The organism is Gloeomargarita sp., assembly GCF_053491055.1.
This window is the reverse complement of the sequence record NZ_JBRCEP010000047.1, coordinates 1-24,309: the sequence shown is the minus strand read 5'-3', so window position 1 is coordinate 24,309 and position 24,309 is coordinate 1. Positions and strand designations below refer to the sequence as shown.

Annotated in this window: 20 protein-coding genes and 1 pseudogene; 11 read left to right on the top strand and 10 right to left on the bottom strand. The window is 59.2% G+C overall.

What is annotated here, in order from left to right; genetic code table 11:
• Nucleotides 1-2 precede the first annotated feature (2 nt).
• Nucleotides 3-1,778 carry a biosynthetic-type acetolactate synthase large subunit gene (gene ilvB / locus ACWISF_RS05485; RefSeq protein ID WP_448380596.1) on the bottom strand — a complete coding sequence of 592 codons (1,776 nt, stop codon included), beginning with the start codon at nt 1,776-1,778 and terminating at the stop codon, nt 3-5.
• A 361-nt stretch (nt 1,779-2,139) separates the two neighbouring features.
• Between ilvB and ACWISF_RS05480 the strand changes: the two genes are divergently transcribed.
• Nucleotides 2,140-2,487, top strand: a complete 348-nt coding sequence (locus tag ACWISF_RS05480; RefSeq protein ID WP_448380589.1) for a carboxymuconolactone decarboxylase family protein — start codon at nt 2,140-2,142, stop codon at nt 2,485-2,487.
• Nucleotides 2,488-2,923: 436 nt separating this feature from the next.
• On the opposite strand, the gene ACWISF_RS05475 is transcribed toward ACWISF_RS05480, so the two are convergent.
• The 4 genes from ACWISF_RS05475 to ACWISF_RS05460 all read right to left on the bottom strand — a co-directional run bounded on the left by ACWISF_RS05475 (nt 2,924) and on the right by ACWISF_RS05460 (nt 6,032).
• Complete coding sequence (locus ACWISF_RS05475; RefSeq protein WP_448380588.1) at nt 2,924-3,730, bottom strand: sigma-70 family RNA polymerase sigma factor; 807 nt, start codon at nt 3,728-3,730, stop codon at nt 2,924-2,926.
• Between the two features lie 103 nt (nt 3,731-3,833).
• On the bottom strand, nt 3,834-4,688 hold the full coding sequence (psbO, locus tag ACWISF_RS05470; protein ID WP_448380587.1) for a photosystem II manganese-stabilizing polypeptide: 855 nt from the start codon (nt 4,686-4,688) through the stop codon (nt 3,834-3,836).
• 39 nt (nt 4,689-4,727) lie between these two features.
• Nucleotides 4,728-5,522, bottom strand: a complete 795-nt coding sequence (locus ACWISF_RS05465) for a S1 family peptidase (RefSeq protein WP_448380586.1) — start codon at nt 5,520-5,522, stop codon at nt 4,728-4,730.
• Between the two features lie 3 nt (nt 5,523-5,525).
• Nucleotides 5,526-6,032, bottom strand: coding sequence for a COP23 domain-containing protein (locus ACWISF_RS05460; protein ID WP_448380585.1), 507 nt, complete (start codon nt 6,030-6,032; stop codon nt 5,526-5,528).
• Between the two features lie 221 nt (nt 6,033-6,253).
• Between ACWISF_RS05460 and glgB the strand changes: the two genes are divergently transcribed.
• A complete protein-coding gene (gene glgB, locus ACWISF_RS05455) occupies nt 6,254-8,542 on the top strand; it encodes a 1,4-alpha-glucan branching enzyme (protein WP_448380584.1) in 2,289 nt (762 codons plus the stop codon).
• Nucleotides 8,535-8,792 (top strand): hypothetical protein, encoded by a 258-nt coding sequence (locus tag ACWISF_RS05450; protein ID WP_448380583.1) that lies wholly within the window; start codon nt 8,535-8,537, stop codon nt 8,790-8,792. Before glgB ends, ACWISF_RS05450 begins: the two co-directional genes overlap by 8 nt.
• Here ACWISF_RS05450 and ACWISF_RS05445 read toward each other — a convergent pair.
• The 4 genes from ACWISF_RS05445 to ACWISF_RS05430 all read right to left on the bottom strand — a co-directional run bounded on the left by ACWISF_RS05445 (nt 8,740) and on the right by ACWISF_RS05430 (nt 13,061).
• Nucleotides 8,740-9,375 (bottom strand): lysophospholipid acyltransferase family protein, encoded by a 636-nt coding sequence (locus ACWISF_RS05445; RefSeq protein ID WP_448380582.1) that lies wholly within the window; start codon nt 9,373-9,375, stop codon nt 8,740-8,742. The two genes, ACWISF_RS05450 and ACWISF_RS05445, sit on opposite strands and share 53 nt — an antisense overlap.
• 3 nt (nt 9,376-9,378) lie before the next feature.
• Entirely contained in the window at nt 9,379-9,984 is a 606-nt protein-coding gene (locus tag ACWISF_RS05440) for a tetratricopeptide repeat protein (protein ID WP_448380581.1), read from the bottom strand.
• A gap of 70 nt (nt 9,985-10,054) precedes the next feature.
• Nucleotides 10,055-11,809, bottom strand: coding sequence for an arginine--tRNA ligase (argS, locus tag ACWISF_RS05435; protein WP_448380580.1), 1,755 nt, complete (start codon nt 11,807-11,809; stop codon nt 10,055-10,057).
• A 106-nt stretch (nt 11,810-11,915) separates the two neighbouring features.
• Nucleotides 11,916-13,061 carry a sugar phosphate nucleotidyltransferase gene (locus ACWISF_RS05430; protein ID WP_448380579.1) on the bottom strand — a complete coding sequence of 382 codons (1,146 nt, stop codon included), beginning with the start codon at nt 13,059-13,061 and terminating at the stop codon, nt 11,916-11,918.
• Between the two features lie 150 nt (nt 13,062-13,211).
• Between ACWISF_RS05430 and folD the strand changes: the two genes are divergently transcribed.
• From folD to ftsH, 8 genes are all read left to right on the top strand, one after another.
• Complete coding sequence (gene folD, locus ACWISF_RS05425) at nt 13,212-14,087, top strand: bifunctional methylenetetrahydrofolate dehydrogenase/methenyltetrahydrofolate cyclohydrolase FolD (protein WP_448380578.1); 876 nt, start codon at nt 13,212-13,214, stop codon at nt 14,085-14,087.
• Between the two features lie 65 nt (nt 14,088-14,152).
• The gene (gene psbU, locus ACWISF_RS05420) at nt 14,153-14,539 is read left to right on the top strand and encodes a photosystem II complex extrinsic protein PsbU (protein ID WP_448380577.1); all 387 of its coding nucleotides are present in this window, start codon (nt 14,153-14,155) and stop codon (nt 14,537-14,539) included.
• A 35-nt stretch (nt 14,540-14,574) separates the two neighbouring features.
• A complete protein-coding gene (nadB, locus tag ACWISF_RS05415; RefSeq protein WP_448380576.1) occupies nt 14,575-16,158 on the top strand; it encodes an L-aspartate oxidase in 1,584 nt (527 codons plus the stop codon).
• A 78-nt stretch (nt 16,159-16,236) separates the two neighbouring features.
• Nucleotides 16,237-18,858, top strand: a complete 2,622-nt coding sequence (gene cphA / locus ACWISF_RS05410; protein ID WP_448380575.1) for a cyanophycin synthetase — start codon at nt 16,237-16,239, stop codon at nt 18,856-18,858.
• On the top strand, nt 18,855-19,757 hold the full coding sequence (era, locus tag ACWISF_RS05405) for a GTPase Era (RefSeq protein WP_448380574.1): 903 nt from the start codon (nt 18,855-18,857) through the stop codon (nt 19,755-19,757). The genes cphA and era overlap by 4 nt, the downstream gene beginning before the upstream one ends.
• Nucleotides 19,703-20,989: a dihydroorotase gene (locus ACWISF_RS05400; RefSeq protein WP_448380573.1), complete on the top strand. Its 1,287-nt coding sequence runs from the start codon at nt 19,703-19,705 to the stop codon at nt 20,987-20,989. The genes era and ACWISF_RS05400 overlap by 55 nt, the downstream gene beginning before the upstream one ends.
• 126 nt (nt 20,990-21,115) lie before the next feature.
• Nucleotides 21,116-21,796 carry a Crp/Fnr family transcriptional regulator gene (locus tag ACWISF_RS05395; RefSeq protein WP_448380572.1) on the top strand — a complete coding sequence of 227 codons (681 nt, stop codon included), beginning with the start codon at nt 21,116-21,118 and terminating at the stop codon, nt 21,794-21,796.
• A 31-nt stretch (nt 21,797-21,827) separates the two neighbouring features.
• Nucleotides 21,828-23,684 (top strand): ATP-dependent zinc metalloprotease FtsH, encoded by a 1,857-nt coding sequence (gene ftsH, locus ACWISF_RS05390; RefSeq protein WP_448380571.1) that lies wholly within the window; start codon nt 21,828-21,830, stop codon nt 23,682-23,684.
• Nucleotides 23,685-24,197: 513 nt separating this feature from the next.
• On the opposite strand, the pseudogene ACWISF_RS05385 reads toward ftsH, so the two are convergent.
• Nucleotides 24,198-24,309, bottom strand: a pseudogene (locus ACWISF_RS05385) (IS630 family transposase); the annotation flags it as partial.

The following is a 24,309-nucleotide window of genomic DNA, read 5'->3' as shown; positions in this document are numbered from 1 at the left end:
ACCTAGGGGGATAACCGGTGCCCACAGGCCGGACAAAAACGGTAATCCAGTGCCACCGGCGCCTGACAGACTGGACAAGCCGTGCGGTTACGAGGAACTTCCGGCAACCCCAACATCTGGTCGTTGCTCCGCCCCGGTTTGATCATGGGATAACAATTTTCCGCCGGGTTGACATGCACATCCATCAACACCGGCCCCGGATGCGCCAAGAGTTCCTCCAAGGCAGGTTGCAATTCCTCCCGGCGCTGCACCAACATCCCCTTGACCCCGTAGGCCGCCGCCAACTGCACAAAATCCGGCATCCCCGCCCGCATCGCCGAATGGGAATACCGCTCCTGGTAAAACGCTTCTTGCCACTGGCGCACCATCCCCTGCCAAAAGTTATTAATAATTACCGTCTTCACCGGCAGGTCGTACTGCACTAACGTGCCCAACTCCTGAATGTTCATCTGAATACTGGCATCCCCGCTAATGCAGATCACCTGCGCCTGGGGCAACGCCACCTGCACCCCCATCGCCGCCGGTAAGCCAAACCCCATCGTGCCCAAACCCGCACTGGAAATCCATTGCCGCGGGCCATTGCGTAAAAACTGCGCCGCCCACATCTGATGCTGCCCCACATCCGTCGTCACGTAGGCATCCGGCGCCAATTCCCCCAGCAGACAAATCACCTCCTGGGGCGAAAGCATCTCCCCGTCCCTGGGCACCACCAAGGGATAGTCCCGCCGCCACGCCGCAATCTGCGCCAACCATGGCCGCGTCCGTTCTGGGTCGATTTGACCCGTGCTCTGCAAATGCTGAATCCAATCCACCAATACCTGCCGCACATCCCCGACAATCGGCACCTCCGGCACCCGGTTTTTCCCCACCTCCGCCGGGTCCACATCCACATGAATCACCCGCGCATGGGGAGCAAACTCCGCCAGCTTGCCCGTCACCCGGTCGTCAAACCGCGCCCCCAACGCCACCAACACATCACACTGACTGACGGCAAAGTTGGCGTAAGCAGTCCCGTGCATCCCCAACATCCCCACCGACAGCGGATGCCGCTCATCAAACGCCCCTTTCCCCATCAACGTCGTCGTGACCGGGATTTGCAACATCTCCGCCAACTGCTGAATCTCCCGGTGCGCCCCGGCGGTAATCGCCCCCCCACCCACGTAAAGTAAAGGCCGTTGCGCCGACAACAACAACCGCGTCGCCTGGGCAATCTGCCGGGGATTCCCTTTCACCGTTGGCCGATAGCCCGGCAATTTCACCTCCCCCGGCGCCACCGGCACATAATCAAAACTTTCTTCCCCCACATCCTTGGGAATGTCCAGCAACACCGGCCCCGGTCGCCCCGTACTGGCAATGTAAAACGCCTCCGCCACAATCCGGGCCATATCCTTCGGGTCACGCACCACATAGGAATGCTTCACAATCGGCAGCGTAATCCCAAAAATATCCGTCTCCTGAAACGCATCACTGCCGATCGCCGAACGGCGCACCTGCCCCGTGATGACCACCATCGGGATCGAATCCATGTGGGCGGTGGCAATCGCCGTCACCAGATTGGTGGCCCCTGGCCCCGACGTGCCAAAACAGACCCCCACCCGCCCCGTTGCCCGCGCATAGCCATCCGCTGCATGACCGGCCGCCTGCTCGTGACGCACCAAAATATGCTGCATCTTGCCCTGGGCTTCCCAACGGTATAGCTCGTCATAGACAGGCAAAATCGCCCCCCCAGGATACCCAAAAATATGGCGCACCCCATGCCGATACAGGCTGTCAATCAGGGCATAGGCTCCCGTACAGCGCCGGGGTGTCGCATCCGAGTTAGGCGCCGCAGAGGTAACACTGGTCGGGGTTGAGGTGGAAAACAAGGGCGTAATCGTCGCGAAAGTAACAAAATCCTTGTTAATCCCCTAGTGTAATCACCCCCGTTGGCCTTGTCTAGGGTTAAAACAGAGAAATTTGCCGGCAAACTTTAAGAAAATTTAAGAATCCCCCCCTGGGGTCTGGGATCGCCGCATTCCCAATCAATTCCCAAGCGTCGCAACCACCGGTTCGCAAGAAGCGGGGAACCTAACTCTCTACTTGTGTTATTATATAATCAGGTAGCTATATAGCAGATAAGAAATGGGGGGGACAAGGGCCATGACTTGTTACCAGCAAACGATTGACCAGATCAAAACCTACACGGCGAAGATCACGCAGGCCATACCCGAAACGATGCGGGCTTTTTATGCGTTGAGTCGGGCCTCTTCGACGGCAGGTGCGTTAGACACCAAAACCAAAGAGTTAATCGCTTTAGCCATCGGTGTCACGAGTCATTGCCAGGGGTGTATCGCCTTTCATACCCGTGCTGCCTTGCAAGCAGGTGCCAATCCGGCGGAAATTATGGAAGCCTTGAGCGTTGCGATTGCCATGGGGGGTGGCCCGGCGCTGATGTATGCCAGCGATGCGGTTGCAGCGATGGAAGAATTTCAAAACCGCAGGGAATAAATACGGTTCTGCTGCATTTCTCGTACAGGCGGTATAAAAAATTTCCTGACCGAGTCACTGCCGCACCGAATAGGCTTCTCAGACGGCTTTTTAACGTCACCGCGGGATGATCACCAGGAGAACCATCAATTACTTTATCAGCATATAGCTAAGCATACAAAGGTTGACATGCTATGTGTCGCTGGGCGTAGCCCCACAATGGCGTAGCCATGAATCTTCAGGCGACAACCTTAACCTACCTAGCTATAGAACTCGGCAAGCGACAGCAATCCCATATCAATCACCGAGTTTGCATTGAGCTTGGGAGTAAGGGATGCTTGTGCAATACCCAGTTACCCCTATGCTGCCAAACGAGGACAGCCGCTTCCGGCAAGGGCGAACGCACCTAGGTTACAGGCGCCATCACACGTTGTTGACACGCCCACCGCTGCCGCCTTCACGCCCGCTGGTCGTGGAGCAATTCCTGCAGCCGCTGCAAGCCCTTTTTCAAATGGCGGGAAACCGTCACCACACTGATTTTCAGCAAATCCGCCACCTCTTTTTGCGTAAATTCATGGAAAAAGACAAATTCTAAAATCTCCCGTGTGCGGCTTTCTAACTGCACCAACAACTGCTCTAAATACAGCCGGTCTTCCTGCGCCAACTCAAAACTGCGATATTCCGGGTCACACACCTGTTCGCCCAACGATAGGGGACGCCCCTCCTCATCCCCCACACACATATCCAAACTCACCAAGGATTGGTTCTGCCAGGCAAGTTGGGCCTCCTGCCACTCCTGCAACGAGACCCCCAACCCCTCTAGCAGTTCCGCCACCGTTGGGTCCCGCCCCTGCTGCTGCCGCCATTGCCCCACCCACTGGGCCACCCGCCGCTGCAACTCCAACCATCGCCGGGGCACCCGCACCGTCGGACATTGATCCCGCAAATAGTGCTGGATCGCCCCCCGCACATACGGCAAAGCAAAGCTGCTAAACGCGACCCCCCGCTCCAAATCGAAGCGCTCAATCGCCTGCAACAAACCCAAAACCCCCACCTGCACCAAATCCTCGAGGGGTTCGCGGCACCACTGCTGGCAGCGATAGGCTTCCTGGCGCACCAAACCCAAATTCGCTTCCACCACCCGGTCCCGCCACTGCCGCTCCCCCGTCGCCCGATACGCCTTCAACCACGCCAACGTCTGGTGCTTGGCATCCGCCTTGGAGGTATCATCTCGCTCTGACGGCCTACCAGCAGTCACCGGCATAGGGGTTTACGAGGATGAAGTAGGGAGCAACCCATCTCCCCTTAACCTAACAAGCCCCCTCCCCCGCCTGCAACCGTATTTTTACGGAGAAGGGGGGCAGGTCTCAAGCCTCCGCCGGGCGAATACGGGCGTAGAAAATCCCCCGAATCTTCACATCCAGGGGTTCGCGCGCCCCCAGGTCGGTGTCCGAGGGTTGTTCGCTCTCAAACGTACCAGCGATTTCTCCGGTGCTACCGTCTACTTGGGCCACCTGGAGCGACAAATGTCCTTCCCGAACTTCCACCGTCTTGATGTTGGCGCTGCTTAGGCGCGGGTCATCGGCTTGGGCAGGCAAGGCCACCGCATTGTCGTAGCCCGTGGCCAACCCCCGGCCTTTGGGGTCTAAAAACAGGGCCGAGCGGTAGGAAGGCACCCGAAACGTGCCGGAAAAGTCGGTGGAAGTGTTGATCACCGTCGGTCCCGGCGGGGTTTGCGCCACCAATTCTTTAATCGTAAACAGGAAGGGCACCCGTTCCCCACCCGGCAACTGTACGGTAATGGCTTGGAAATCGAGACCATCTTTTTCCTTCAGGGTGAGTACCCCATCCGGGGCCACGTCCAAATCCGCCTCCACCGCATCAATCGAGGTGGTGGCGCGGGTCAGGAGTTTGGCGGGGACAAACGTGGCTGCCTGGCGTTTACTCAGGGGTTCTTCCTTGACGAAATAACTGGTGGGTTCCAAACACAAATCCGTGACCTTGTACTTTTGCCCAGGGGTGAGGCTAAGCGAGCCGCGGGCGAAATTACTCAACTGGGGACATTTGTTGGCCAAACCGGTGCCTTTGACTTGTTCGTAGGAAAGGCTTTTGATCTGCTCGTAGGTCAGCCCTTCGGGGGTGGTTCCCACGGCGGGCGTACAGGCGGTCACCAGCAGCCAACAGCACATCAGCCATACAGCCAGCAATGCACGATACCCCATAACCAACCTCATCAACACAACAGACATGGCACCTTGATTTTACCGTGAACGGGGGTCGCCACAGGGGTCAGCGGGGGGACTGGGCCAGCGCAACCCCAGCCAGACCTGGGACATGGGAATCCCCCAGCTATAGTTGGCCAGTTGGGTGTGCAGTTCGGGGGCGGGGGTGGCGCCGCTGGCGTAGCGGTAAGGGTCGCCCCACAGGGGATGTTGGTGCATCCCATTCAAGGCCACCAAGCGACCCGCGGCATCCAAAACCGGGCCGCCGCTCATGCCTTTTTCAATCCGGTTGGTGTAGCCCAGGCGATACCCGCCTTCTAGGGGTTGGGGCAAAATCAGCCGCACCTGGCCGCGGGTGACCACCAAGCCGGGGTCGGTCTGCCCCTCGGTCGGAAAGGGAAACCCTGCAGCCACCACCGGGTCCCCCACCGCCGGCAGTAGGGAGCGGCTACAGGCAAGGGCGTACGTCCGTTGACTGCGAAAGCGCAAGGCAGCCACATCGGCACCATCCACCGCCTGCCGGGGGGGCAATTGCGCCAGGTGGAACCGTCCATCGGGGGTGCGCACCTGGTAGGTCTGAGCGCGGCTGTCCCCTGCCAACACGTGTTGATTGGTCAGCAGGGTGTAGGTGTCGCCCTGGCGGGCAACCAAGACCCCCGAACCCCAAGTTTGTCCCACCACCACCTTGACGGTGACCTGGCGCGCCACCGCCACCGCAAGGGTTGTCCCTGGTTCGGGAGCCCGGCTTGGCCGTTCCCGCCACCTGAGCCACAGGCCGATTCCCCCGCCCAGACCTAACCCCAGAACCGTCAGCCAAACCAGTCGTTGGTGCAAGGGTTACGGGGTGGGTTGGTCGTCGTGCCCGAGGAGTTCGGCAAAGTCAATGTAGGGGCGGGCAGTGGTTTCGTTGAGCGGCCCGGAGGCGCGGGTGCGAATGTTAAATAGTTGGTTGACTACCTGGGTGGGGTTGGCGCCGGGCTTGAGGGTAAAGAGCAAACCGACGCAGGGGCCGCCATGACGCATAGCCACGCAGACCACGTTTTGGCCGTTCATCCGCCCGGTGGTGATAAAACTGAGGCTGCCGTCGTCGTAGTAGGTTTGGAAGCGTTTGGATACCTCTTGGCAGCGGCGTTCGGCGGAATAGCCACTGCCGCTAAAAACATTGGACGTCCAGCGGATGATGGGCACCAACCGGTCACCGGATTTGGCCAGGGTGGTGGGGACGCCCTGGCTGATGCCACAGTAAAAACTCAGGCGTTTGGGGTTGGCGGTCGCGGGCAGGGTCAGGCTTCCCAGCCCCAGAACCAGGCTGACCAACCCGCCGATACAGGGTGCAAGCCTCATAACGTTTTGACCTCCCAAGGGGTTTGACGCAGACGGTGACCGATGGGACTGGGTTTATTGTACTCGAGCCACAGGGCTTTTGCCCCAACGGTTGCCTGCTGAGGGCGCCCTGGGCGGCACGTTCCGCTACCCTGAGCGGGGGGGGATTTGATAGGATTCTTCAAGTTTCTATAAATACCCATGTTTGGTTCTTCCGTTTATTTTGAGGCGACGGTTGGTGCATGAGCTTACTTCTGAGTCAGGAGCAGGTGGATTTGTTGGTGCGCAACCAGCACCATGACCCCTTTGCGGTGCTTGGCCCCCACGCGGTGGAGGTGGATGGGCAACCCCATTGGCATATTCGCGCCTATTTGCCCCACGCGCAGGCAGCCTGGGTGGTGTGTCCGACCTGGCGGCAGGAATTTCCCATGACCGCCAAACAACACCCCCATTTATTTGAATGTTTGATTCCCGGTGCGGAATTGCCCAATTATCAATTGCGGGTGCAAGAGGGTGAACGGGAGCGGGTATTTTATGACCCCTATGCGTTCAAAACCCCGAAATTGACCGACTTTGACCTGCATCTATTTGGGGAAGGGAATCACCACCGGATTTACGAAAAGTTGGGGAGTCATGTGACGGTACTCGATGGGGTTTCCGGGGTGTATTTTGCGGTCTGGGCGCCCAATGCCCGCAATGTTTCGGTCATTGGCGATTTCAATGGCTGGGACGGGCGCTGGCATCAGATGCGCAAAGGCCACACGGGAATTTGGGAATTGTTTATTCCGGGGTTGACGGTTGGCACGCGCTACAAATATGAGATCAAAAATTGGGAAGGTCATATTTACGAAAAATCGGACCCCTATAGTTTCTGTCAGGAAGTGCGCCCGAAAACCGCTTCGATTGTCACGGATTTGAACAGTTATGAATGGGGGGATGCGGAATGGTTGGAACGGCGGCGGCACACGGACATTCTCACCCAGCCGATTGCGGTTTATGAGGTGCATTTGGGTTCCTGGTTGCACCGGGCCTTTGATGCGCCAACCCCCGATGGCACGCCGCCGGTGGCGGTTTCGGAGTGGAATCCGGGTGCCCGTTATTTGACCTATCGGGAGTTGGCCCACGAACTGATTCCCTATGTCAAAGACATGGGTTTTACCCATGTGGAATTGTTGCCGGTGGCGGACTATCCGTTTGATGGGTCGTGGGGCTATCAGGTGGTGAGTTATTATGCGGCGACGTCCCGCTATGGCTCGCCCCAGGATTTCATGTATTTTGTGGACCAATGCCACCAAAACGGGATTGGGGTGATTATCGATTGGGTGCCGGGACATTTTCCCAAGGATGGGCATGGCTTGGCCTATTTTGACGGCACGCACCTTTACGAGTACAGCGACCCGCGCAAGGGAGAGCACAAGGAATGGGGGACGTTGGTGTTTAATTATGGTCGCCCGGAGGTGCGCAATTTCCTCGTGGCCAATGCCCTGTTTTGGTTTGACAAATACCACATCGACGGGATTCGGGTGGATGCGGTGGCTTCGATGCTCTATTTGGACTACGGTCGCCGGGAGGGGGAATGGGTGCCCAATGCCTACGGCGGTCGGGAGCATCTGGAAGCGGTAGATTTTTTGCGCCAGGTCAATCAGGTGATTTTTAGTTACTTTCCAGGCATCCTATCGATTGCGGAGGAGTCCACCGCCTGGCCGATGGTGTCCTGGCCGACCTATGTGGGGGGGTTGGGATTTAATCTGAAATGGAACATGGGTTGGATGCACGATACCCTGGATTATTTCCGCATGGACCCCTGGTTTCGCCAGTTCCACCAAAACAACATCACCTTCAGCATTTGGTACGCCTTCAGTGAGAATTTCATGCTGGCTTTGTCACACGATGAAGTGGTGCATGGGAAGGCGAGTTTGCTATCGAAAATGCCGGGGGATGAGTGGCAGAAATTTGCCAATATGCGGGCCTTGTTTGCCTATATGTTTACCCATCCGGGGAAGAAAACCCTGTTTATGGGGATGGAGTTTGGCCAGTGGCAGGAATGGAATGTGTGGGGGGATTTGGAATGGCATTTGCTCCAGTACGAACGCCACCAAACTCTGAAGTACTATCTCAAAACATTGCTGCATTTGTACCGGCAGGAACCGGCGCTTTATACCCAGGACTTTACGTTGGCTGGGTTTGAGTGGATTGATTGTTCGGACAACCGCCACAGTGTGGTGTCGTTTATTCGCTACGACAAAGACCGCAGCAATTATATTGTTGTGGTGTGCAATTTTACGCCCCAACCCCATGCCCATTACCGGATCGGGGTGCCGGAGGCGGGCTTTTATCGGGAGTTATTTAACAGCGATGCCCGCGAGTTTGGCGGCTCGAATATGGGGAATTTGGGGGGGAAATGGACGGATGAATGGGGCTATCACGGGCGTCCCTATTCCCTGGATTTGTGTTTGCCCCCGCTGGCGGTGATGATGTTTAAGTTGGACCGGGAAAAGTCGCAGGCGGTGCTAGGGGGTGCCGATGCTTGAGCGGGTGCGGCGTTGGCTGAATACCCTGTTGGTGCTGGATGTGTTCCTGGTGCTGCTGGGGTTTGCCGGGTTGGTGGTGGCGCTGCTGGGTCGCCCGGTGTGGCCGGGGCTGTGGCAGGGCTGGCTGTGGCTCTGGCAACCGCTGTGGCAACCGGCCATTGGGCTGCTGATCCTGGGAGCGTTGGTCACCGGGGGACTCAACGTCCTTGGGCGTGCAGTTCGTTCAATATCCGGCAACAGTCCCAGGTGACGGCTTCCAGGGTCGCCCGCCGGGTGTCGGGAGGGGGGGGCAAAGGCGGAGCGATGCGGATGGTCACCGGGGTCGGACGGGGCCAGCGGCAACCAGGGGGACGGATGTGCTGGGTGCCCCAAAGCATCACCGGCAAGAGGGGAACCTGGGCTTTGGCGGCAATCAGGGCCGCGCCCAATTTCGGCGCCGTGACCCGGCCATCGGGGGTGCGGGTGCCGGGCAAAAAAATGCCGGTCGCCCAACCTTGGGCCAGCGCCCGCAAAGCGGCTTGGATGGCCTGGCGGTCGGAAGTTCCCCGCCGCACAGGGAACGCCCCGTACCAGCGGATCAAGGTCCCCAGTACCGGCACTTGGAATAATTCCGCTTTGGCCATGTAGGCCACCGGTCGCCCCAAGGCGCAGGAGACCAACGGGGGGTCAAAGTCGCTGGCGTGGTTGCACACCGCCAAAAATGGCCCGCGCCGCGGCACATGGGCAAAACCTTCCACCCGCCCCCGCAGATACAGCCAAAAAAAGGGCGCCACCACCGGCCACTTGAACAGGTGGTACAGCACCAGCCCCGGCCAGGGTTCCCGCAGGGACATGGGTTACTTTTTGGGGGGCGTCGCCGGGGTAGGGGGTTTGGCAGGGGTCGCTGGTGGTTGTTCTAAGGCCTTGATAAATTCCTGCATTTCCTTGACACCTTCCGTGTCCCCCCGTTCCCCAAATAGTTTGGCCGCCTGCTGGAAATCGCTAATGGCCTTGGCGCGGTCGCCCGCATCCATGTACAGCGCCCCCCGGAAGGAGTAAAAACCAGGGTTTTTGCCGTCAATTTTGATGGCCTCATTCACATCCGCCAGCGCCCCCGGCAAATCCTGCAACTGCCGCCGCACCAGACTCCGATAGCCGTAGGCGGCTGCTGCCTTAGGCGCCAGCTCAATCGCCTTGGTCAAATCCGCCAGCGCCTGTTTGGGATTGCCCAGATTGGTGTAGGCCACCCCCCGCAAGGTAAATGCCGTCGCATGCGTCGGCGCCATTTGGATCACCCGGTTGAGTTCCAAAATCGCCGCCTCAAAATCGCCCCGCCGTCCCCGCTCCACCGCCCGCTGCAAGAGGGATTCTACCGTCGGCGTCTGGGCCAGCGCCGCCATTGCCAGCCCCACACTCCCTGCCACCGCCAACCCGATTTGTCCGATCCGTTGCCCCTGTTTCATCGCTACCTCCATAACTCCGCCTGACCGGCCGGTCGCCCGAGCTGCCCCCCAGTTCCCTCCCCCCCCCCTCCTACATCCGTTCTACCACCGGAATCCCCAACAACGATAGGCCCAAACGCAACACCTTGGCTGTCAGGTAGGCCAACCCCAAACGCGAGGTGCGCTCCGGCTCCGCCGCCGCCAGAATCGGACATTGGTCGTAGAATTGGTTGAATTTCTGGCTCAGTTCAAACAGATAGTGCGTCAGGCGATGGGGGAACAAATCCACACTCAGTTGTTCCACCTCGGCAGGAAATTGGATGAGATGCTTGGCCAGGGTCAATTCCGGCGCCGTTGTCAACACAAATGCCGGCGCCAATGCCTCAAAATCCAAGCCCCCCTTGCGGGCAATCCCCTGCACCCGCACATAGGCATAGAGCAAATAGGGCGCGGTATTGCCCTGCAACGCCAGCATTTTGTCGTAGCTAAACACGTAATTGCTCAGCCGATTTTGGCTCAAATCCGCATACTTGACCGCACTGATGCCAATCACCCGCGCCAGGTGGCCGATAAATTCCGCCGATTCCTGCCGCTGCTCCTGCGCCAAGCGGGTGCGAATGTCCTGTTCCGCCCGCCGGATGGCCTCTTCGAGCAAATCCCGCAAGCGCACCGTTTCCCCGGCGCGCGTGCGAAATTTTTTTCCATCCTCCCCCAACACCAACCCAAACGGCACATGAATACACTGCACCTGGTCGGTTAACCAACCCGCTTTTTGCGCCACCTGAAATACCTGGGCAAAATGCTGGCTTTGCCCCACATCGGTTACATAGAGCAGGCGCTGCGCCCCATCGTGCTGCACCCGGTAACGCAAGGCCGCCAAATCCGTCGTGGCGTAGTTGTACCCCCCGTCCGATTTTTGAATAATCAGCGGTAACGGACTGCCATCCGCATTCACAAAACCCTCTAAGAACACACACCAAGCACCCTGGTCGCAAACCGCCAAGTTTTTGTCACGCAATTCCTGAACAACCTCCGGCAAAAACGGGTTGTAAAAGGATTCACCCCGCTCGGTAATTTGAATATCTAAAAGCTCATAAATATACTGAAATTCCCGCCGCGAGAGGTCGCACAAAAAACGCCAAGCCGCCAATAAATCAGGGTCGCCCGCCTGCAGGTGCACCACGGTTTGGCGCGCCCGTTCCTGAAACGTAGCATCCTCATCAAAACGCTGTTTGGCCTGGCGATAAAAGCTCACCAAATCCCCTAAATCCACCGGCTGTCCTTGGGTAAAAAATCCCGGATGCACTTCCTGCAAATAGGCAATCAACATGCCAAACTGGGTGCCCCAATCCCCCACATGATTAAGCCGCAACACCCGATGACCTTGAAATTCAAACACCCGCGCCAGACAATCCCCGATAATCGTCGAACGCAGATGCCCCACATGCATTTCTTTAGCGATATTGGGGCTGGAAAAATCCACAATGATCGTTTCCGGTTGGGATACCAAGGGCACGCCGCAGCGAGGGTCCTGAATCTGTTGGGTCAAGCAGGCTTGCAAATAACTGGGTTTCAGGGTGAAGTTGATAAATCCTGGCCCGGCAACCGTAGGTGGTTCACACAACCCGTCGGGGTCGAAATACGCGAGAATGCGGGCGGCTAAATCCCGCGGTTTTTGCTGGCAGGTTTTGGCCAAGCTGAGCGCCACATTGGACTGAAAATCCCCAAATTTCGGAGCGCTGGCGGCAACCACCAGCGGTTCTGGAGCGCACCAATCAGGCTGCCCCAACGCCCGGCGAATGGCAGTCGTTAAATGCTCATGCAATTGTTTTTCCGGGGTCAGCATCAGCCAAAGACCAGGAACCCACCGCTTTAATTTTACCCACCTTGAGCACCCTTTATCCCCACCGCGCCAAACCCTTTTCTTGCCAATTTCGGCACAAGCCCCCTTTTTATTTCAGGGGCATAGCCGGTGCAACTCCCGGCGGCACTTCACAGCGACTGTCGGTAATCAGCCAATCCAGGTCTGCCTTTTGTAAATCAATCGTTGCCCCACTTTTATCTACACAATACCGGCCAAACACCAATTTATCCTTCAGATGCACCCCATCTCCCAGGCGCGAATATTCAAAAATAATACTGCGTTCCACGCAGACATTTTTCCCCAAACGGCAATTGGCACCGATCATCGCCGGGCCGATAATGGTAGCCCCCGGTTCAATGCGTGTCATTCCCCCAATATAAACCGGTGGTTGAATATAAATCTTCTCCCAATCAGCGGCCACATTCAAACCCGTATAAATCCCCGGACGAATTTGTTGGCCGGGAATGGGCACGTGCGGCACTTGCCCCTGTAATACCATCTGAATCGTGCGCCAATAATCCGGCACTTGCCCAATATCAATCCACTCAAATTCCATCGGCAAGGCATAAAAAGGCAGGTTTAATTCCACCAACTTGGGAAAAAGTTGACTGCCCAGGTCATAGACCTGCCCGCTGGGAATGTAATCAAAAATCGCCGGTTCAAAAATATAAATGCCCGTATTGATCTGCGTACTGAGGGCTTCCTCTTGGCGGGGTTTTTCCTGAAAGGAACGAATGCGATATTCAGCATCCGTCACCACCACCCCGTAGTTGGATACCACCTCCAACGGCACCGATTTGGTCACAATGGTTGCCAGGGCTTGGCGCTGGCGATGCCACTGAATCACCGCCGTTAAATCCAAATCAATCAACGCATCCCCACACAGCACCACAAACGTATCGTCAAAAAAGGGGTTAAATTCCTGAATCCGTTTCATGCCGCCTGCCGAACCGAGGGCTTCGCCGATTAATTCCCCCTCGACAATGCGTCCTTCAAAGGAATAGGCAATCTGCACCCCAAACCGCTGCCCATCCCGGAAATAATTTTCAATCTGGTGGGCCAAGTGACTGACATTGACCATGATTTGGGTAATGCCATGCCGCCGCAACAAATCTACCAAAAATTCCATCACCGGGCGCTCCAAAATGGGAATCATGGGCTTGGGAATGGTATAGGTGATGGGGCGCACCCGGGTACCTTTCCCGGCGGCCAAAATCATTGCTTTGTAGGCCATAGACAGGGATGTGTCTTTTCCCTATCCTACGCCGGAAGGAGACCATTCGGTTAGGATGGCCGGCTACGGGCCTGCGGCAAGTGCGTCCTGTAACTGCCTGAGTGGGGAGGGGTCGTGGTAGGTTGAGAAAAAATCGGCAAATCCATACCTATGACGGCCCAGATTCTTGACGGCAAGGCCTTGGCGCAACGCCTGAAGGCAGAATTGCACAGCTGGCTGCGCACGGTCATCCCCCAGGTCGGTCGCCCGCCGGGGTTGGCGGTGATTTGGGTGGGGGATCATCCCGCCAGCGCTGCCTACGTCGGGCAAAAACAGAAATCCTGCGCCCAGGTGGGGATTGCCAGCCTGGGGGGACACTTGCCCGCCCACACCAGCCAAAGCGAATTGGCCCAACTTATTTGCCAGTTCAACCAGGACGAGCGGGTAGATGGGATTTTGGTGCAGTTGCCCCTGCCCCCCGGTTTGGACAGTGCGGCCTTACTCTATAGCATCGCGCCGGAGAAGGATGTGGATGGGTTGCATCCGGTGAATTTGGGCAAGTTGCTCCGGGGGGAACCGGGGTTGCAAAGCTGCACACCCGCCGGGGTGATGCGGTTGTTGCGCCATTATCAGGTGCCGCTGGCGGGGAAACGGGCGGTGGTGGTGGGGCGCAGTACCTTGGTGGGTAAACCCCTGGGGCTGTTGCTGTTGGCGGCGGATGCGACGGTGACCTTTGCCCATTCCCGCACGCCCGATCTGGCGGCCGTGACCCGGCAGGCGGATGTGTTGGTGGTGGCAGTCGGACAAGCGGGGCTGATTACCGCCGAGATGGTGCAGCCGGGCGCCGCGGTGGTGGATGTGGGGATCAATCGCACACCGACGGGGCTTGTAGGGGATGTGGATTTTGCCGGGGTCAAGGGCGTAGCAGGTTGGTTGACGCCCGTGCCGGGGGGGGTAGGGGCAATGACGGTGGCGCAACTGCTGTTAAATACCGTGCAAAGTTATTGCCAACGGCAGGGATTGCCTCGGCCGACGTTTTCCCTGTGAGCACATTCCGCCTGCATTCTAAGATGGAATTAAAAGAATTGGCTGTGTTTGGGAGGTTGATGGTTATGAAACGTTGGTGGCAGGGATTGTGCTGGTTGGCGGTGGCGACCTGCCTGTGGCTGGGCTTGAGTCAACCGGTCTGGGCGCTGGCTAAAGGGGAACGCACCGGCCTCAATCAGGTGGATGCCAAGTTGGCCTCGCCGTTTGGCAAAAAAGTGGACCTGAACAATGCCAATGTGAGCGCCTTTAAGAAGTATCGGGGGATGTATCCCACCCTGGCGAAGTTGGTGGTGGCCCATGCCCCCTATGAAAAGGTGGAAGATGTGTTAAATATTCCTGGTTTGACGCCCCAACAAAAGCAAATCTTGCAATCCCACCTGGAAAATTTCACCCTGACGGAGCCGGACCCCTCGCTGGTGCTGGATCGGATCAACAACGGCATTTATCGCTAGGATAGGAACACGGTTGTTCCCTGTGGTTGCCCTCGATGACGCCTGCGCCCCCGGATTTTGATGTGTTGGTGGTGGGGGGAGGGGCAGCGGGGTTGTATGGCGCCCTGTCCTTGCCCGCGGGGTTGCGGGTGGGACTGCTCACCAAGGACCCTGTAGAGGGTTCGGCCAGCGGTTGGGCGCAAGGGGGAATTGCGGCGGTTACGGACCCGGAGGATTCCTACTCCTTGCATACGGCGGATACCTTGCGGGCAGGGGCTGGGTTGTGCGACCCGCAGGCGGTACGGTTTTTGGTTTCCCAGGGGGGGGCGTGCATCCAGCGGCTGGTGGCCTTGGGGGTGGCTTTTGACCGCTATGGGGAAGGGTTGGCGCTGACTTTGGAGGCGGCCCATTCCCGGCCCCGGATTTTGCACGCCGCCGACCGGACCGGGCGGGAATTGGTGAGCACTTTGGCAGACCAGGTGTTGCGGCAGCCCCACATTCGGGTATTTGACCAGGCGCTGGTGTTTGACCTGTGGGTGCAGGGGGGGCGCTGTCACGGGGTGCGGCTGTGGTATCAGGGACAACTGCACACCTGGCGGGCGGGCGCGGTGGTGTTGGCGACGGGGGGGGGTGGCCAACTGTTTCAGCCGACGACCAATCCGCCGGCGAGTACGGGCGACGGGGTGGCGATGGCCTGGCGGGCGGGGGCGACCCTGCGGGATGTGGAGTTTGTCCAATTCCACCCGACGGCGTTGGCGGTTCCGGGGGCACCAGCGCTCCTGATTTCTGAGGCGGTGCGGGGGGAGGGGGCGCATCTATTGAATCATCAGGGAGAACGGTTTTTGTACCGGTATCACCCGGACGGAGAACTGGCGCCGCGGTATGTGGTCAGCCGGGCGATTTTTCAAGAATTGCAGCAGAATGGGCAGCCCCATGTCTGGCTGGATTTGCGGCCCATTGAACCCAGTCGGGTAGAGCGGCGGTTTCCCAACATTCTGCACACCTGCCGCCAGTGGGGGATTGACCCGCTGCGGGAGTTGGTGCCGGTGGCCCCGGCGGCCCACTACTGGATGGGGGGGGTGCTGACGGATTTACAGGCCCGCACCACCTTGCCCGGCCTCTATGCGGTCGGGGAAGTGGCCAGTACCGGGGTGCATGGGGCCAACCGGTTGGCGAGCAATTCCCTGTTGGAATGTTTGGTGTTTGGGGCGCAGTTGCAGGGGATCGACCTGCTGCCGGCACCGCCTATCGAGGCGATGCCGGTGTGGTCAGGGACGGTGGACTGGTCGGAGTTGGCGCAGATACGTCAGGCACTCCCTCTGTTGATGGGCCAACGGGCAGGGATTGCGCGGGAAGCGGCAGGGTTGACGCTGGCGTTGCAACAGGTGCAACAATGGCGACGTCAGGTGCCGCCCTTGCCACCGCCGGAGCCGGATTTTGCCCGGATGCGCCTGTGGGCCGAAACCCGCAACCTACTGGATGCGGCCTATCTGGTGCTGCGCAGCGCCCTGTACCGCCAAGAATCGCGGGGCAGCCATTACCGCTTGGATTGGCCGGAACCGCACCCGGCCTTTCAGGCCCACACGGTGATTCGGGGCGAACAGTGGGAACTGGCTCCGATTCAGGATTTGGCTGCCTAGCCAGCAAAAATGTAGCCTAGAGCGCCAAACCCCAGGGGCATTGCCCTTTAGAATGGACAACAACGTTCCCAGGTGACCATGAACATTCTCCAGGTATTGACCTTGCGGGGGCCGAATTATTGGAGCATTCGCCGCCATCAACTGATTGTGTTGCGTCTGGATTTGGAAGATTGGGAGGAACGGTACACCGACGAACTGCCGGGCTTTTACGAGGCGCTGGTGGATTTGTTGCCCTCGTTGGAAGAGCATTTTTGTTCGCCGGGCTGTCGGGGCGGGTTTTTGCAACGCCTGCGGGAAGGGACGCTCTTGGGGCATGTGGTGGAACACGTGGCGCTGGAATTGCAAACCCTGGCGGGGATGCCCGTGCATTTTGGCCGCACCCGCCCAACCAGCACCCCTGGGGTTTATCAGGTGGTCTATGAATACCAACACGAACGGGCAGGACGGTATGCGGGGCGAGCCGCCGTGCGGATTTGTGCCACCCTGGCGCGGGGGGAACGCTACCCCCAGCGGGAATTGGCCGCCGACCTGGAGGAACTGCGGGAACTGAAACAGGCCGCTTCGTTGGGATTGACCACCGAGGCCCTGGTGCAGGAGGCCCAACGGCGGGGCATTCCCTGGGTACGTCTGCCGGTGCGGGATGTGATCCAGTTGGGCTACGGGGTACACCAACGGCGCATCCAGGCAGCCCAGACCGATGCCACCAGCATTTTGGGGGTGGAATTGGCGGGGGATAAAGACAGTACCAAGTTGTTGCTGGCATCGGCAGGCATCCCCGTGCCCAAGGGGGATGTGATCCGCCGCTTTGACGATTTGGCCGAAGCCATTGACCGGGCAGGGGGCTTTCCGGTGGTCATAAAACCCCTCGATGGCAATCACGGCCGGGGGATTACCCTCAACATCTGCACCTATCCCGATGCGGAGACGGCCTACGACCTGGCCAAACAGGAGTCCAAAAGCGGGGCGGTGATTGTGGAGCGGTACCATCGGGGGAGGGATTACCGGGTGCTGGTGGTAGGCGGACGGGTGGTGGCGGCGGCACAACGCATACCGGCGCAGGTGGTGGGGGATGGGCGCAGGACGATTGCCGAACTGGTGGAACGCTTAAACCAAGACCCCCGCCGCGGTGAAGGGCATGACAATGTGCTGACCCGGGTGGCGGTGAATCAAGCCACAGAGTGGGTATTGCGGCAGCAGGGCTACAGTCTGGATACCATCTTGCGTCCAGGGGAGGTGTGTTACCTGAAAAATACGGCCAATCTCAGTACCGGGGGAATGGCGATAGACTGTACGGACATCCTTCACCCGGAAAACCGCTGGCTGTGTGAGCGGGCGGCGCGGTGGGTGGGGTTGGACATCGCCGGAATTGACCTGGTCACCCCAGACATTACCCAACCGTTGCGGCAGGTAGACGGGGTGGTGGTGGAGGTGAATGCCGCGCCGGGGTTGCGCATGCATTTGCAGCCGAGCGAGGGGACGCCCCGGAATGTGTGTGCGCCGATTGTGGACCTGTTGTTTCCGGGGGGGAGCCGGGGGTTGATTCCCATCGTGGCCATTACCGGGACGAATGGGAAAACCACGACCACCCGTTTGACCGCCCATTTGTGCCAGCAGATGGGAAAGGTGGTGGGATTTACCACGACCGATGGGACGTATATTGGGGACCAGTTGGTGGCGCCGGGGGACAATACGGGGCCGCAGAGTGCCCGTCTGATTTTGAACGACCCGACGGTGGAATTGGCGGTGCTGGAAAGTGCCCGGGGGGGAATTTTGCGCGCTGGGTTGGCGTTTGCCCAGTGTGATGTGGGGGTGGTGTTGAACGTTTCCGACGACCACCTGGGGAGCTACGACATTGACACCTTAGAGCAGATGGCTGCGGTAAAGAGTGTGGTGGCGGAGGTGGTGGCACCCGACGGGTTGGCGGTGCTGAATGCGGAGGACGAGTTGGTGGCGCCGATGGCTCAGCGGGTGAAGGGTTCCGTCGCCTATTTCAGTTTGAACCCGGAGCATCCGGTGTTGCGGGCGCATCAACAGCGGGGGGGCTTGGGGGCGACGGTGATCCAGGGGGAGATTACCCTTCTGGAAGGCGAGCAAACCATTCCCGTGGTGCCGGTGGTGGAGGTGCCCTTGACCCTGGGGGGGACGGTGGGGTTTATGACGGCGAATGCCCTGGCGGCGACCCTGGCGGCGTACCGGGTGGGGGTGACGGTGGACCAACTGGCCCAGGGGTTACGCACCTTTGCCGCGGGGGTGGTGCAGACGCCGGGGCGCATGAATTTGCTGGCGGTGCGGGATTTCTATGTGTTGATTGACTACGCCCACAATCCGCATGCCTATCGGGCGGTCGGGGAATTTGTGCGCCGCTGGGACAAGGGGGAACGGATCGGGGTAATTGGGGCGCCGGGGGACCGCCGGGACGAGGATTTGCGGGAAATGGGGCGGATTGCGGCCCAACTGTTTGACCGGTTGATCATCAAAGAGGACGACGACACGCGGGGGCGGCGGCGCGGGGAAGCTGCCGATTGGCTGCGGCAGGGGGTAGTCGAAACGGTGGCCAACCGGGTGTTCCAGGTGATTTTGGATGAAACCAAGGCGATCCAAACGGCTTTGAACCAGGGGAAAACCGGGGATTTGCTCGTGATTTTCCCGGAACAGGTATCCCGGACGCTCCGCCTGGTGCATGAGGCGCAAAGCCGGTGAGTGGCGAACCTGAATTTCGCTCCGGGTTTGTGGCGATCTTGGGGCGACCCAATGTGGGCAAATCCACCCTGTTGAATGCGTTGGTGGGGCAAAAAATTGCCATTACCTCGCCCGTTGCCCAGACGACCCGCAACCGCCTGCGGGGGATTCTCACCCTCCCCCAGGGGCAGATTATTCTGGTGGATACCCCCGGCATTCACAAGCCCCACCATCGCCTGGGGGAAATCCTGGTGAAAAATGCCCAGACCCTGGTGCGGGCGGTGGACTTGGTGTTGTTTTTGGTGGACGGGTCGCAACCGGCCGGCGGGGGGGACCAGTTCATCGCCGAGTGGTTGGCCCGCCAAAAAACGCCGGTCCTGCTGGGGCTAAACAAACAGGATGTGGTTCCGGCAGAGCAAGCGGAGGCGATCACCGCCAGTTATCAGGCGCTGCTGCCGACGGCCCCCTTGCTGCGCTTTTCTGCCCTGACGGGCCAGGGGCTTGCCGAGTTGCCCAGCCAACTGTTGCCGTGGTTGCCCCCTGGCCCCTGCTATTACCCGCCGGAGATGGTCACGGACCAGCCGGAGCGGTTCATCATGGCGGAATTGATCCGGGAGCAGATTTTGCATCTGACCCGCGAGGAAGTACCCCATGCGGTGGCGGTGGTGGTAGACCGGGTAGAAGAAACGCCGCAGATTACCCGCATTTTTGCCACGATTGTGGTGGAACGCCCGTCCCAGAAAGCCATCATCATCGGCCATCAGGGGCAAATGCTCAAAACCATCGGCACGCAAGCCCGCCAGGAGATGCAAAAATTGGTCAGCGGGCCGGTGTACCTGGAACTGTTTGTGAAAGTGGAACCGAAATGGCGACAGACCCCTCATCTCCTGCGGGATTTGGGCTACCGGCTGGAATCTTAGATGCGCAGACCAACCTGCTGCTGCGGCAGGTGTGCTGGCTCGACCCGGTCGGGCAGCGGGCAGAAATGGCCGATGTGTGGTTGGAACAGGGCAGGATTCGGGCGATGGCACCGCAGTTGCCGCCGACCGAGGGGGTACCTGAATACCCGGCGCAGGGGTGCATCCTGGGGCCAGGCCTGGTGGATGTGTACAGCCAAAGCAGCGAACCGGGTTACGAGGGGCGCGAAACCCTCAGCCAGTTGGTTGCCCAGGCGGTGCAGGGGGGCTTTACCCGGTTAACTCTTTTGCCGGGGACCCAGCCGGTGGTGGACCGGGCGGCGGCAGTCACCTGGTGGCAGGAACAGCAGGCCCAGATACCCCTGAAATTAGGGCTTTGGGGGGCACTGACCCAGGGATTGCAAGGCAAACAGATGGCGGAATTGGCCGAACTGCAGCGGGCGGGGGTGGCGGGGTTTAGCGATGGACGACCCTTAACCCACTTGGGTTTACTGCACCAACTCTTGATCTACGCCCAACCCTTGGGCAAACCCATTGCCCTGGTGCCGCACAACCCCGACCTCAACCCGGCGGGCGTGGCCCGCGCCGGCGCCTACAGCCTGACTTGGGGGTTACCTGAGGTACCGGTTGCCGCTGAAACCACCGCTTTGACGGCCATTATCGAACTCCTGACCGACCTGGAAGTGGCGCCCCCAGTGCATCTGATGCGGATTTCCACCCGGCGGGGCGTGGCCTTGATTGCCCAAGCCAAGGCGGCGGGGTTACCCCTTACCGCCAGTACCCCCTGGACCCATCTGCTGTGGGATAGCAGCCACCTGGGGGATTACAACCCCTACCTGCGCTTTGACCCCCCCTTGGGCAATCCTGAGGACCGGCTGGCGCTCATCCAAGGGGTGAAAACCGGGGTGCTTGACGCCATTGCCATTGACCACCAGGCCTACACCTACGAGGAAAAAATGGTGCCCTTTGGGCTGGCGCCCCCCCGCTTGCCAGGGCTGGGGGTGGCCTTGAGCTATCTGTGGGCGGGGTTGGTGACGCCAGGGCATCTCACCACCGGGGAACTGTGGGCCTCCCTGAGCACCAAAACCTTACTGTGTCTGGGGGAAGTACCGGCGCCGTTGACCCCTGGGGCAAAGATGGCCCTAACCCTGTTTGCGCCGGAGGAGCCCCCCCCTGCCGAATTGCCTCTGCCCGGAGTAGCTCAAGGACGGGTGCGCTGGGTCCTTATTCCCTAACCTGGGTCGGACGATTTTTTAACCGAATCCTAACCTTTTCCTGACATATTATTAACCTTTTGATTACATATTATTGACTTAGGGGCGCTAGAGTGCTGGGTAGCAAACCCCAGTCGAGGGTACGCCATGGCCGTGACCATGCGGGAGGAAGGCGGCGTTTTTGCCCTGGAGATGAATTGGCGGGAGTGGGTCGGTTCGCCCTGGGAGGTGCTGGGGAAGGGTCGGCCTAGTCGGTTTTTTGCCCGGTATGAGGTGTTGCCGCTGGAGGCGGGGGGGCTGTGGCAGGTGACGGAGGGGGTGGTGCAGTTGAGTACTGCCCAGAGCAATGGGGATGAGGTGTTGGTGGGGTTGGCGGGGCCAGGGATGCCGGTGGGCTTGCCGTTGACGGGGTTGGTGGCCTACCAGGCGCGGGCGTTGACCGATGTGTGCTGTCTGTGGGTCAGTTTGGGGGAGTTGGAGCGCTGTGGCGTGTTGGCGCAGGCGTTGTTGCTGCCTTTGATGCGGCGGTTGCGGCAGACGGAGGCCCTGTTGGCGATTGCAGCGGGGCAGCGGCGGGTAGAAGACCGGTTGCGGCATTTGCTGTTGTTGTTGGCGCAGGAGGTGGGCGAACCGGCGCCGCGGGGGGTGCGCTTGGGGGTGCGGCTAACCCACCAGAGTTTGGCAAATGCCATTGGCACCAGCCGGGTGACCTGTACCCGTTTGTTGGGGCGGTTTCACGCCTGGGGCTGGGTGGATTGGGGGGCGGACCGGCATTTGGTGGTCACCCATGCCATGCCCAGAGCCAGCGATGGGGAACTCCCAAGCTAGGATAGGATAGAGGTCTGGCATTCGAGGCGATATGAGGGCAACAGACAGCGTCCGACCCCACCGTTGGTTTTCCGCAGCGGTGCTTAGTCTGGCACTGGCAACGGCCACACCGGGGCTGGCCCAGGTACGGCGACCGGCGGATTGGCGTTTGAGCTATACGGAATTGCTGCAAAAAATTCAACAAAATCAGGTGGCGGAAATTGCCCTCAACCGGCAAAACCAGGTGGCGCGGGTGCGGTTAAAGGACCGTCCGGCCAACGAGCCGCCTTTGGAGGTGCAGTTGTTTGAGCAAAACCCGGAACTGCTGCGCCAGATTCGCCAGGCCAAGGTCAAGTTAACGGTGGTGGACCAGCCGAGCCACCAGGCGGTGATGGGGTTGCTGGTCAATCTCTTGTTGGGTTTGCTGTTGTTGCTGTTGCTGATTGCCCTGTTGCGGCGGTTGAGCAATGCGCCGGGGGGGCCGGGGCAGGCGCTGAGTTTTGGGCAGTCGCGGGCGCGGTTCCAAATGGCGGCCAAAACCGGGGTGAAATTTGACGACGTGGCGGGGATTGAGGAAGCCAAGGAAGAATTGCAGGAGGTGGTGACGTTTCTCAAGTATCCCGAGCGGTTTACGGCGATTGGGGCGCGCATTCCCCGAGGGGTGCTGTTGGTGGGGCCGCCGGGGACGGGGAAAACCCTGCTGGCCAAGGCAATTGCGGGGGAGGCGGGGGTGCCGTTTTTGAGCATTTCTGGTTCGGAATTTGTGGAGTTGTTTGTGGGGGTGGGGGCGTCGCGGGTGCGGGATTTGTTCCGCAAGGCCAAGGAACAGGCGCCCTGCATTGTGTTTATTGATGAGATTGATGCGGTGGGGCGCCAGCGGGGGATAGGCATCGGCGGCGGCAACGATGAGCGGGAGCAAACCCTCAACCAACTGTTGACGGAAATGGACGGGTTTGAGGGGAATACGGGGGTGATTGTGATTGCGGCCACCAACCGCCCGGATGTGTTGGACGGGGCACTCTTGCGGCCTGGGCGCTTTGACCGGCAGGTGGTGGTGGATTTGCCCACGTTTCAGGGACGCTTGGGGATTTTGCGGGTCCACGCGCGGGACAAAAAGTTGTCGCCGGAGGTGTCGTTGGAAACGGTGGCGCGGCGCACACCGGGGTTTTCCGGGGCCGCGTTGGCGAATTTGCTGAATGAGGCGGCCATTCTCACGGCCCGGCGGCGCAAGGAGGCGGTGACACCGGCGGAAATTGAGGATGCCATTGACCGGATCACCATTGGCCTGACGCTCAATCCCCTGCTCGATGGCAAAAAGAAGCGTTTGATTGCCTACCACGAGGTCGGTCATGCCCTGTTGATTGCCCTTTTGCCCCACACGGACCCTTTGAACAAGGTGACCATTATCCCGCGCTCTGGGGGGATTGGCGGTTTTAGCCAGCAGATTTTCAACGAGGAACGGGTTGACAGTGGCCTGTACACGCGGGCGTGGCTGATGAACCAGATGATTGTCACCTTGGGCGGGCGCGCGGCGGAGGCGGAGGTGTTTGGGGAAAGCGAAGTCACGGTGGGGGCAAGCAATGACCTGCAAACGGTGACCGAGTTGGCGCGGGAGATGGTCACCCGCTACGGGATGTCCGAGTTGGGGTTGGTGAGTTTGGAGGAAACGCTGGAGTGGTGGCAGCGTCCTACCTATTCCGATGAATTGGCGCATCAGGTGGACCAGTTGATCCGCGCGATGACCCAAAAGGCCTATCAGGAAGCCCGCTCCCTGTTGCGTGCCTATCGCCCCCTGATGGACCAGTTGGTGGACCGGCTGTTGGAACAGGAAACCATCGAAGGGGAAGAATTTTACGCCCTGGTGCGGGCGTATCAACAGCAGCAGCAACCCCTATCCGTGGGGAACTAAAGCGGCTGACTGCGACCCCCTAACAAGGAGGTGGCGTAGCCCATCTTTGGTTTTATAGCCAGGTAGGTTAAGGTTGTCGCCTTAAGATTTACGGCTACGCCACGCTTCGTTATGAGAAACCAATGTGGGGTTACGCCCAGCGGCCTATGTCATGTCAACCTTTGTATGCTTAGCTATATCTACAGACACGGCAAACTCCTGGTCTCCGGGATGTGGAAAAGCTCAGCCATCACCTTGGAGGAAGGGGAGTTATTTTTTGCCAACGGCGAGGGCAACCCGCCTGTGGCGATTCCCTGAGGGTGGGAAACGCTGAAGTTTGGGGAAGTCGGTTGGGAGCGGTGCATTTGCCGTTATAGCTAAGCAGGCAAAGGTTGACATATAGAGCAGATGACTGAATCGATGAGGTCATGAAGGTTTTGGGTTGTAGATGTCATGGTTTTTCTAACTCTTTGCTTGATTCTATGCCATGGATGCTCAATCGGATTTATAGTCATTTCGGTTTAGAATGCGACACTAACTTGTGCAATAATTACGAATGATTTCATCAATGGTGGTGCCAGGAGGAGCATACATCCACAATCTTTTTAATGCGCTAAAGTCATGCTCAATATCATTGAGGTCTGGG

Bases quoted from the DNA above. Each gene is read 5' to 3' on its own strand.
- ACWISF_RS05400 (WP_448380573.1), top strand. From the start codon at position 19,703: ATGGCGACAGACCCCTCATCTCCTGCGGGATTTGGGCTACCGGCTGGA.
- ACWISF_RS05395 (WP_448380572.1), top strand. From the start codon at position 21,116: ATGGCCGTGACCATGCGGGAGGAAGGCGGCGTTTTTGCCCTGGAGATG.
- ftsH (WP_448380571.1), top strand. From the start codon at position 21,828: ATGAGGGCAACAGACAGCGTCCGACCCCACCGTTGGTTTTCCGCAGCG.
- folD (WP_448380578.1), top strand. From the start codon at position 13,212: ATGACGGCCCAGATTCTTGACGGCAAGGCCTTGGCGCAACGCCTGAAG.
- ACWISF_RS05450 (WP_448380583.1), top strand. From the start codon at position 8,535: ATGCTTGAGCGGGTGCGGCGTTGGCTGAATACCCTGTTGGTGCTGGAT.
- ACWISF_RS05475 (WP_448380588.1), bottom strand. From the start codon at position 3,730: ATGCCGGTGACTGCTGGTAGGCCGTCAGAGCGAGATGATACCTCCAAG.
- ACWISF_RS05445 (WP_448380582.1), bottom strand. From the start codon at position 9,375: ATGTCCCTGCGGGAACCCTGGCCGGGGCTGGTGCTGTACCACCTGTTC.
- ACWISF_RS05480 (WP_448380589.1), top strand. From the start codon at position 2,140: ATGACTTGTTACCAGCAAACGATTGACCAGATCAAAACCTACACGGCG.
- nadB (WP_448380576.1), top strand. From the start codon at position 14,575: ATGACGCCTGCGCCCCCGGATTTTGATGTGTTGGTGGTGGGGGGAGGG.
- ACWISF_RS05440 (WP_448380581.1), bottom strand. From the start codon at position 9,984: ATGAAACAGGGGCAACGGATCGGACAAATCGGGTTGGCGGTGGCAGGG.
- glgB (WP_448380584.1), top strand. From the start codon at position 6,254: ATGAGCTTACTTCTGAGTCAGGAGCAGGTGGATTTGTTGGTGCGCAAC.
- psbU (WP_448380577.1), top strand. From the start codon at position 14,153: ATGAAACGTTGGTGGCAGGGATTGTGCTGGTTGGCGGTGGCGACCTGC.
- ACWISF_RS05460 (WP_448380585.1), bottom strand. From the start codon at position 6,032: ATGAGGCTTGCACCCTGTATCGGCGGGTTGGTCAGCCTGGTTCTGGGG.
- psbO (WP_448380587.1), bottom strand. From the start codon at position 4,688: ATGGGGTATCGTGCATTGCTGGCTGTATGGCTGATGTGCTGTTGGCTG.
- argS (WP_448380580.1), bottom strand. From the start codon at position 11,809: ATGCTGACCCCGGAAAAACAATTGCATGAGCATTTAACGACTGCCATT.
- ACWISF_RS05430 (WP_448380579.1), bottom strand. From the start codon at position 13,061: ATGGCCTACAAAGCAATGATTTTGGCCGCCGGGAAAGGTACCCGGGTG.
- cphA (WP_448380575.1), top strand. From the start codon at position 16,237: ATGAACATTCTCCAGGTATTGACCTTGCGGGGGCCGAATTATTGGAGC.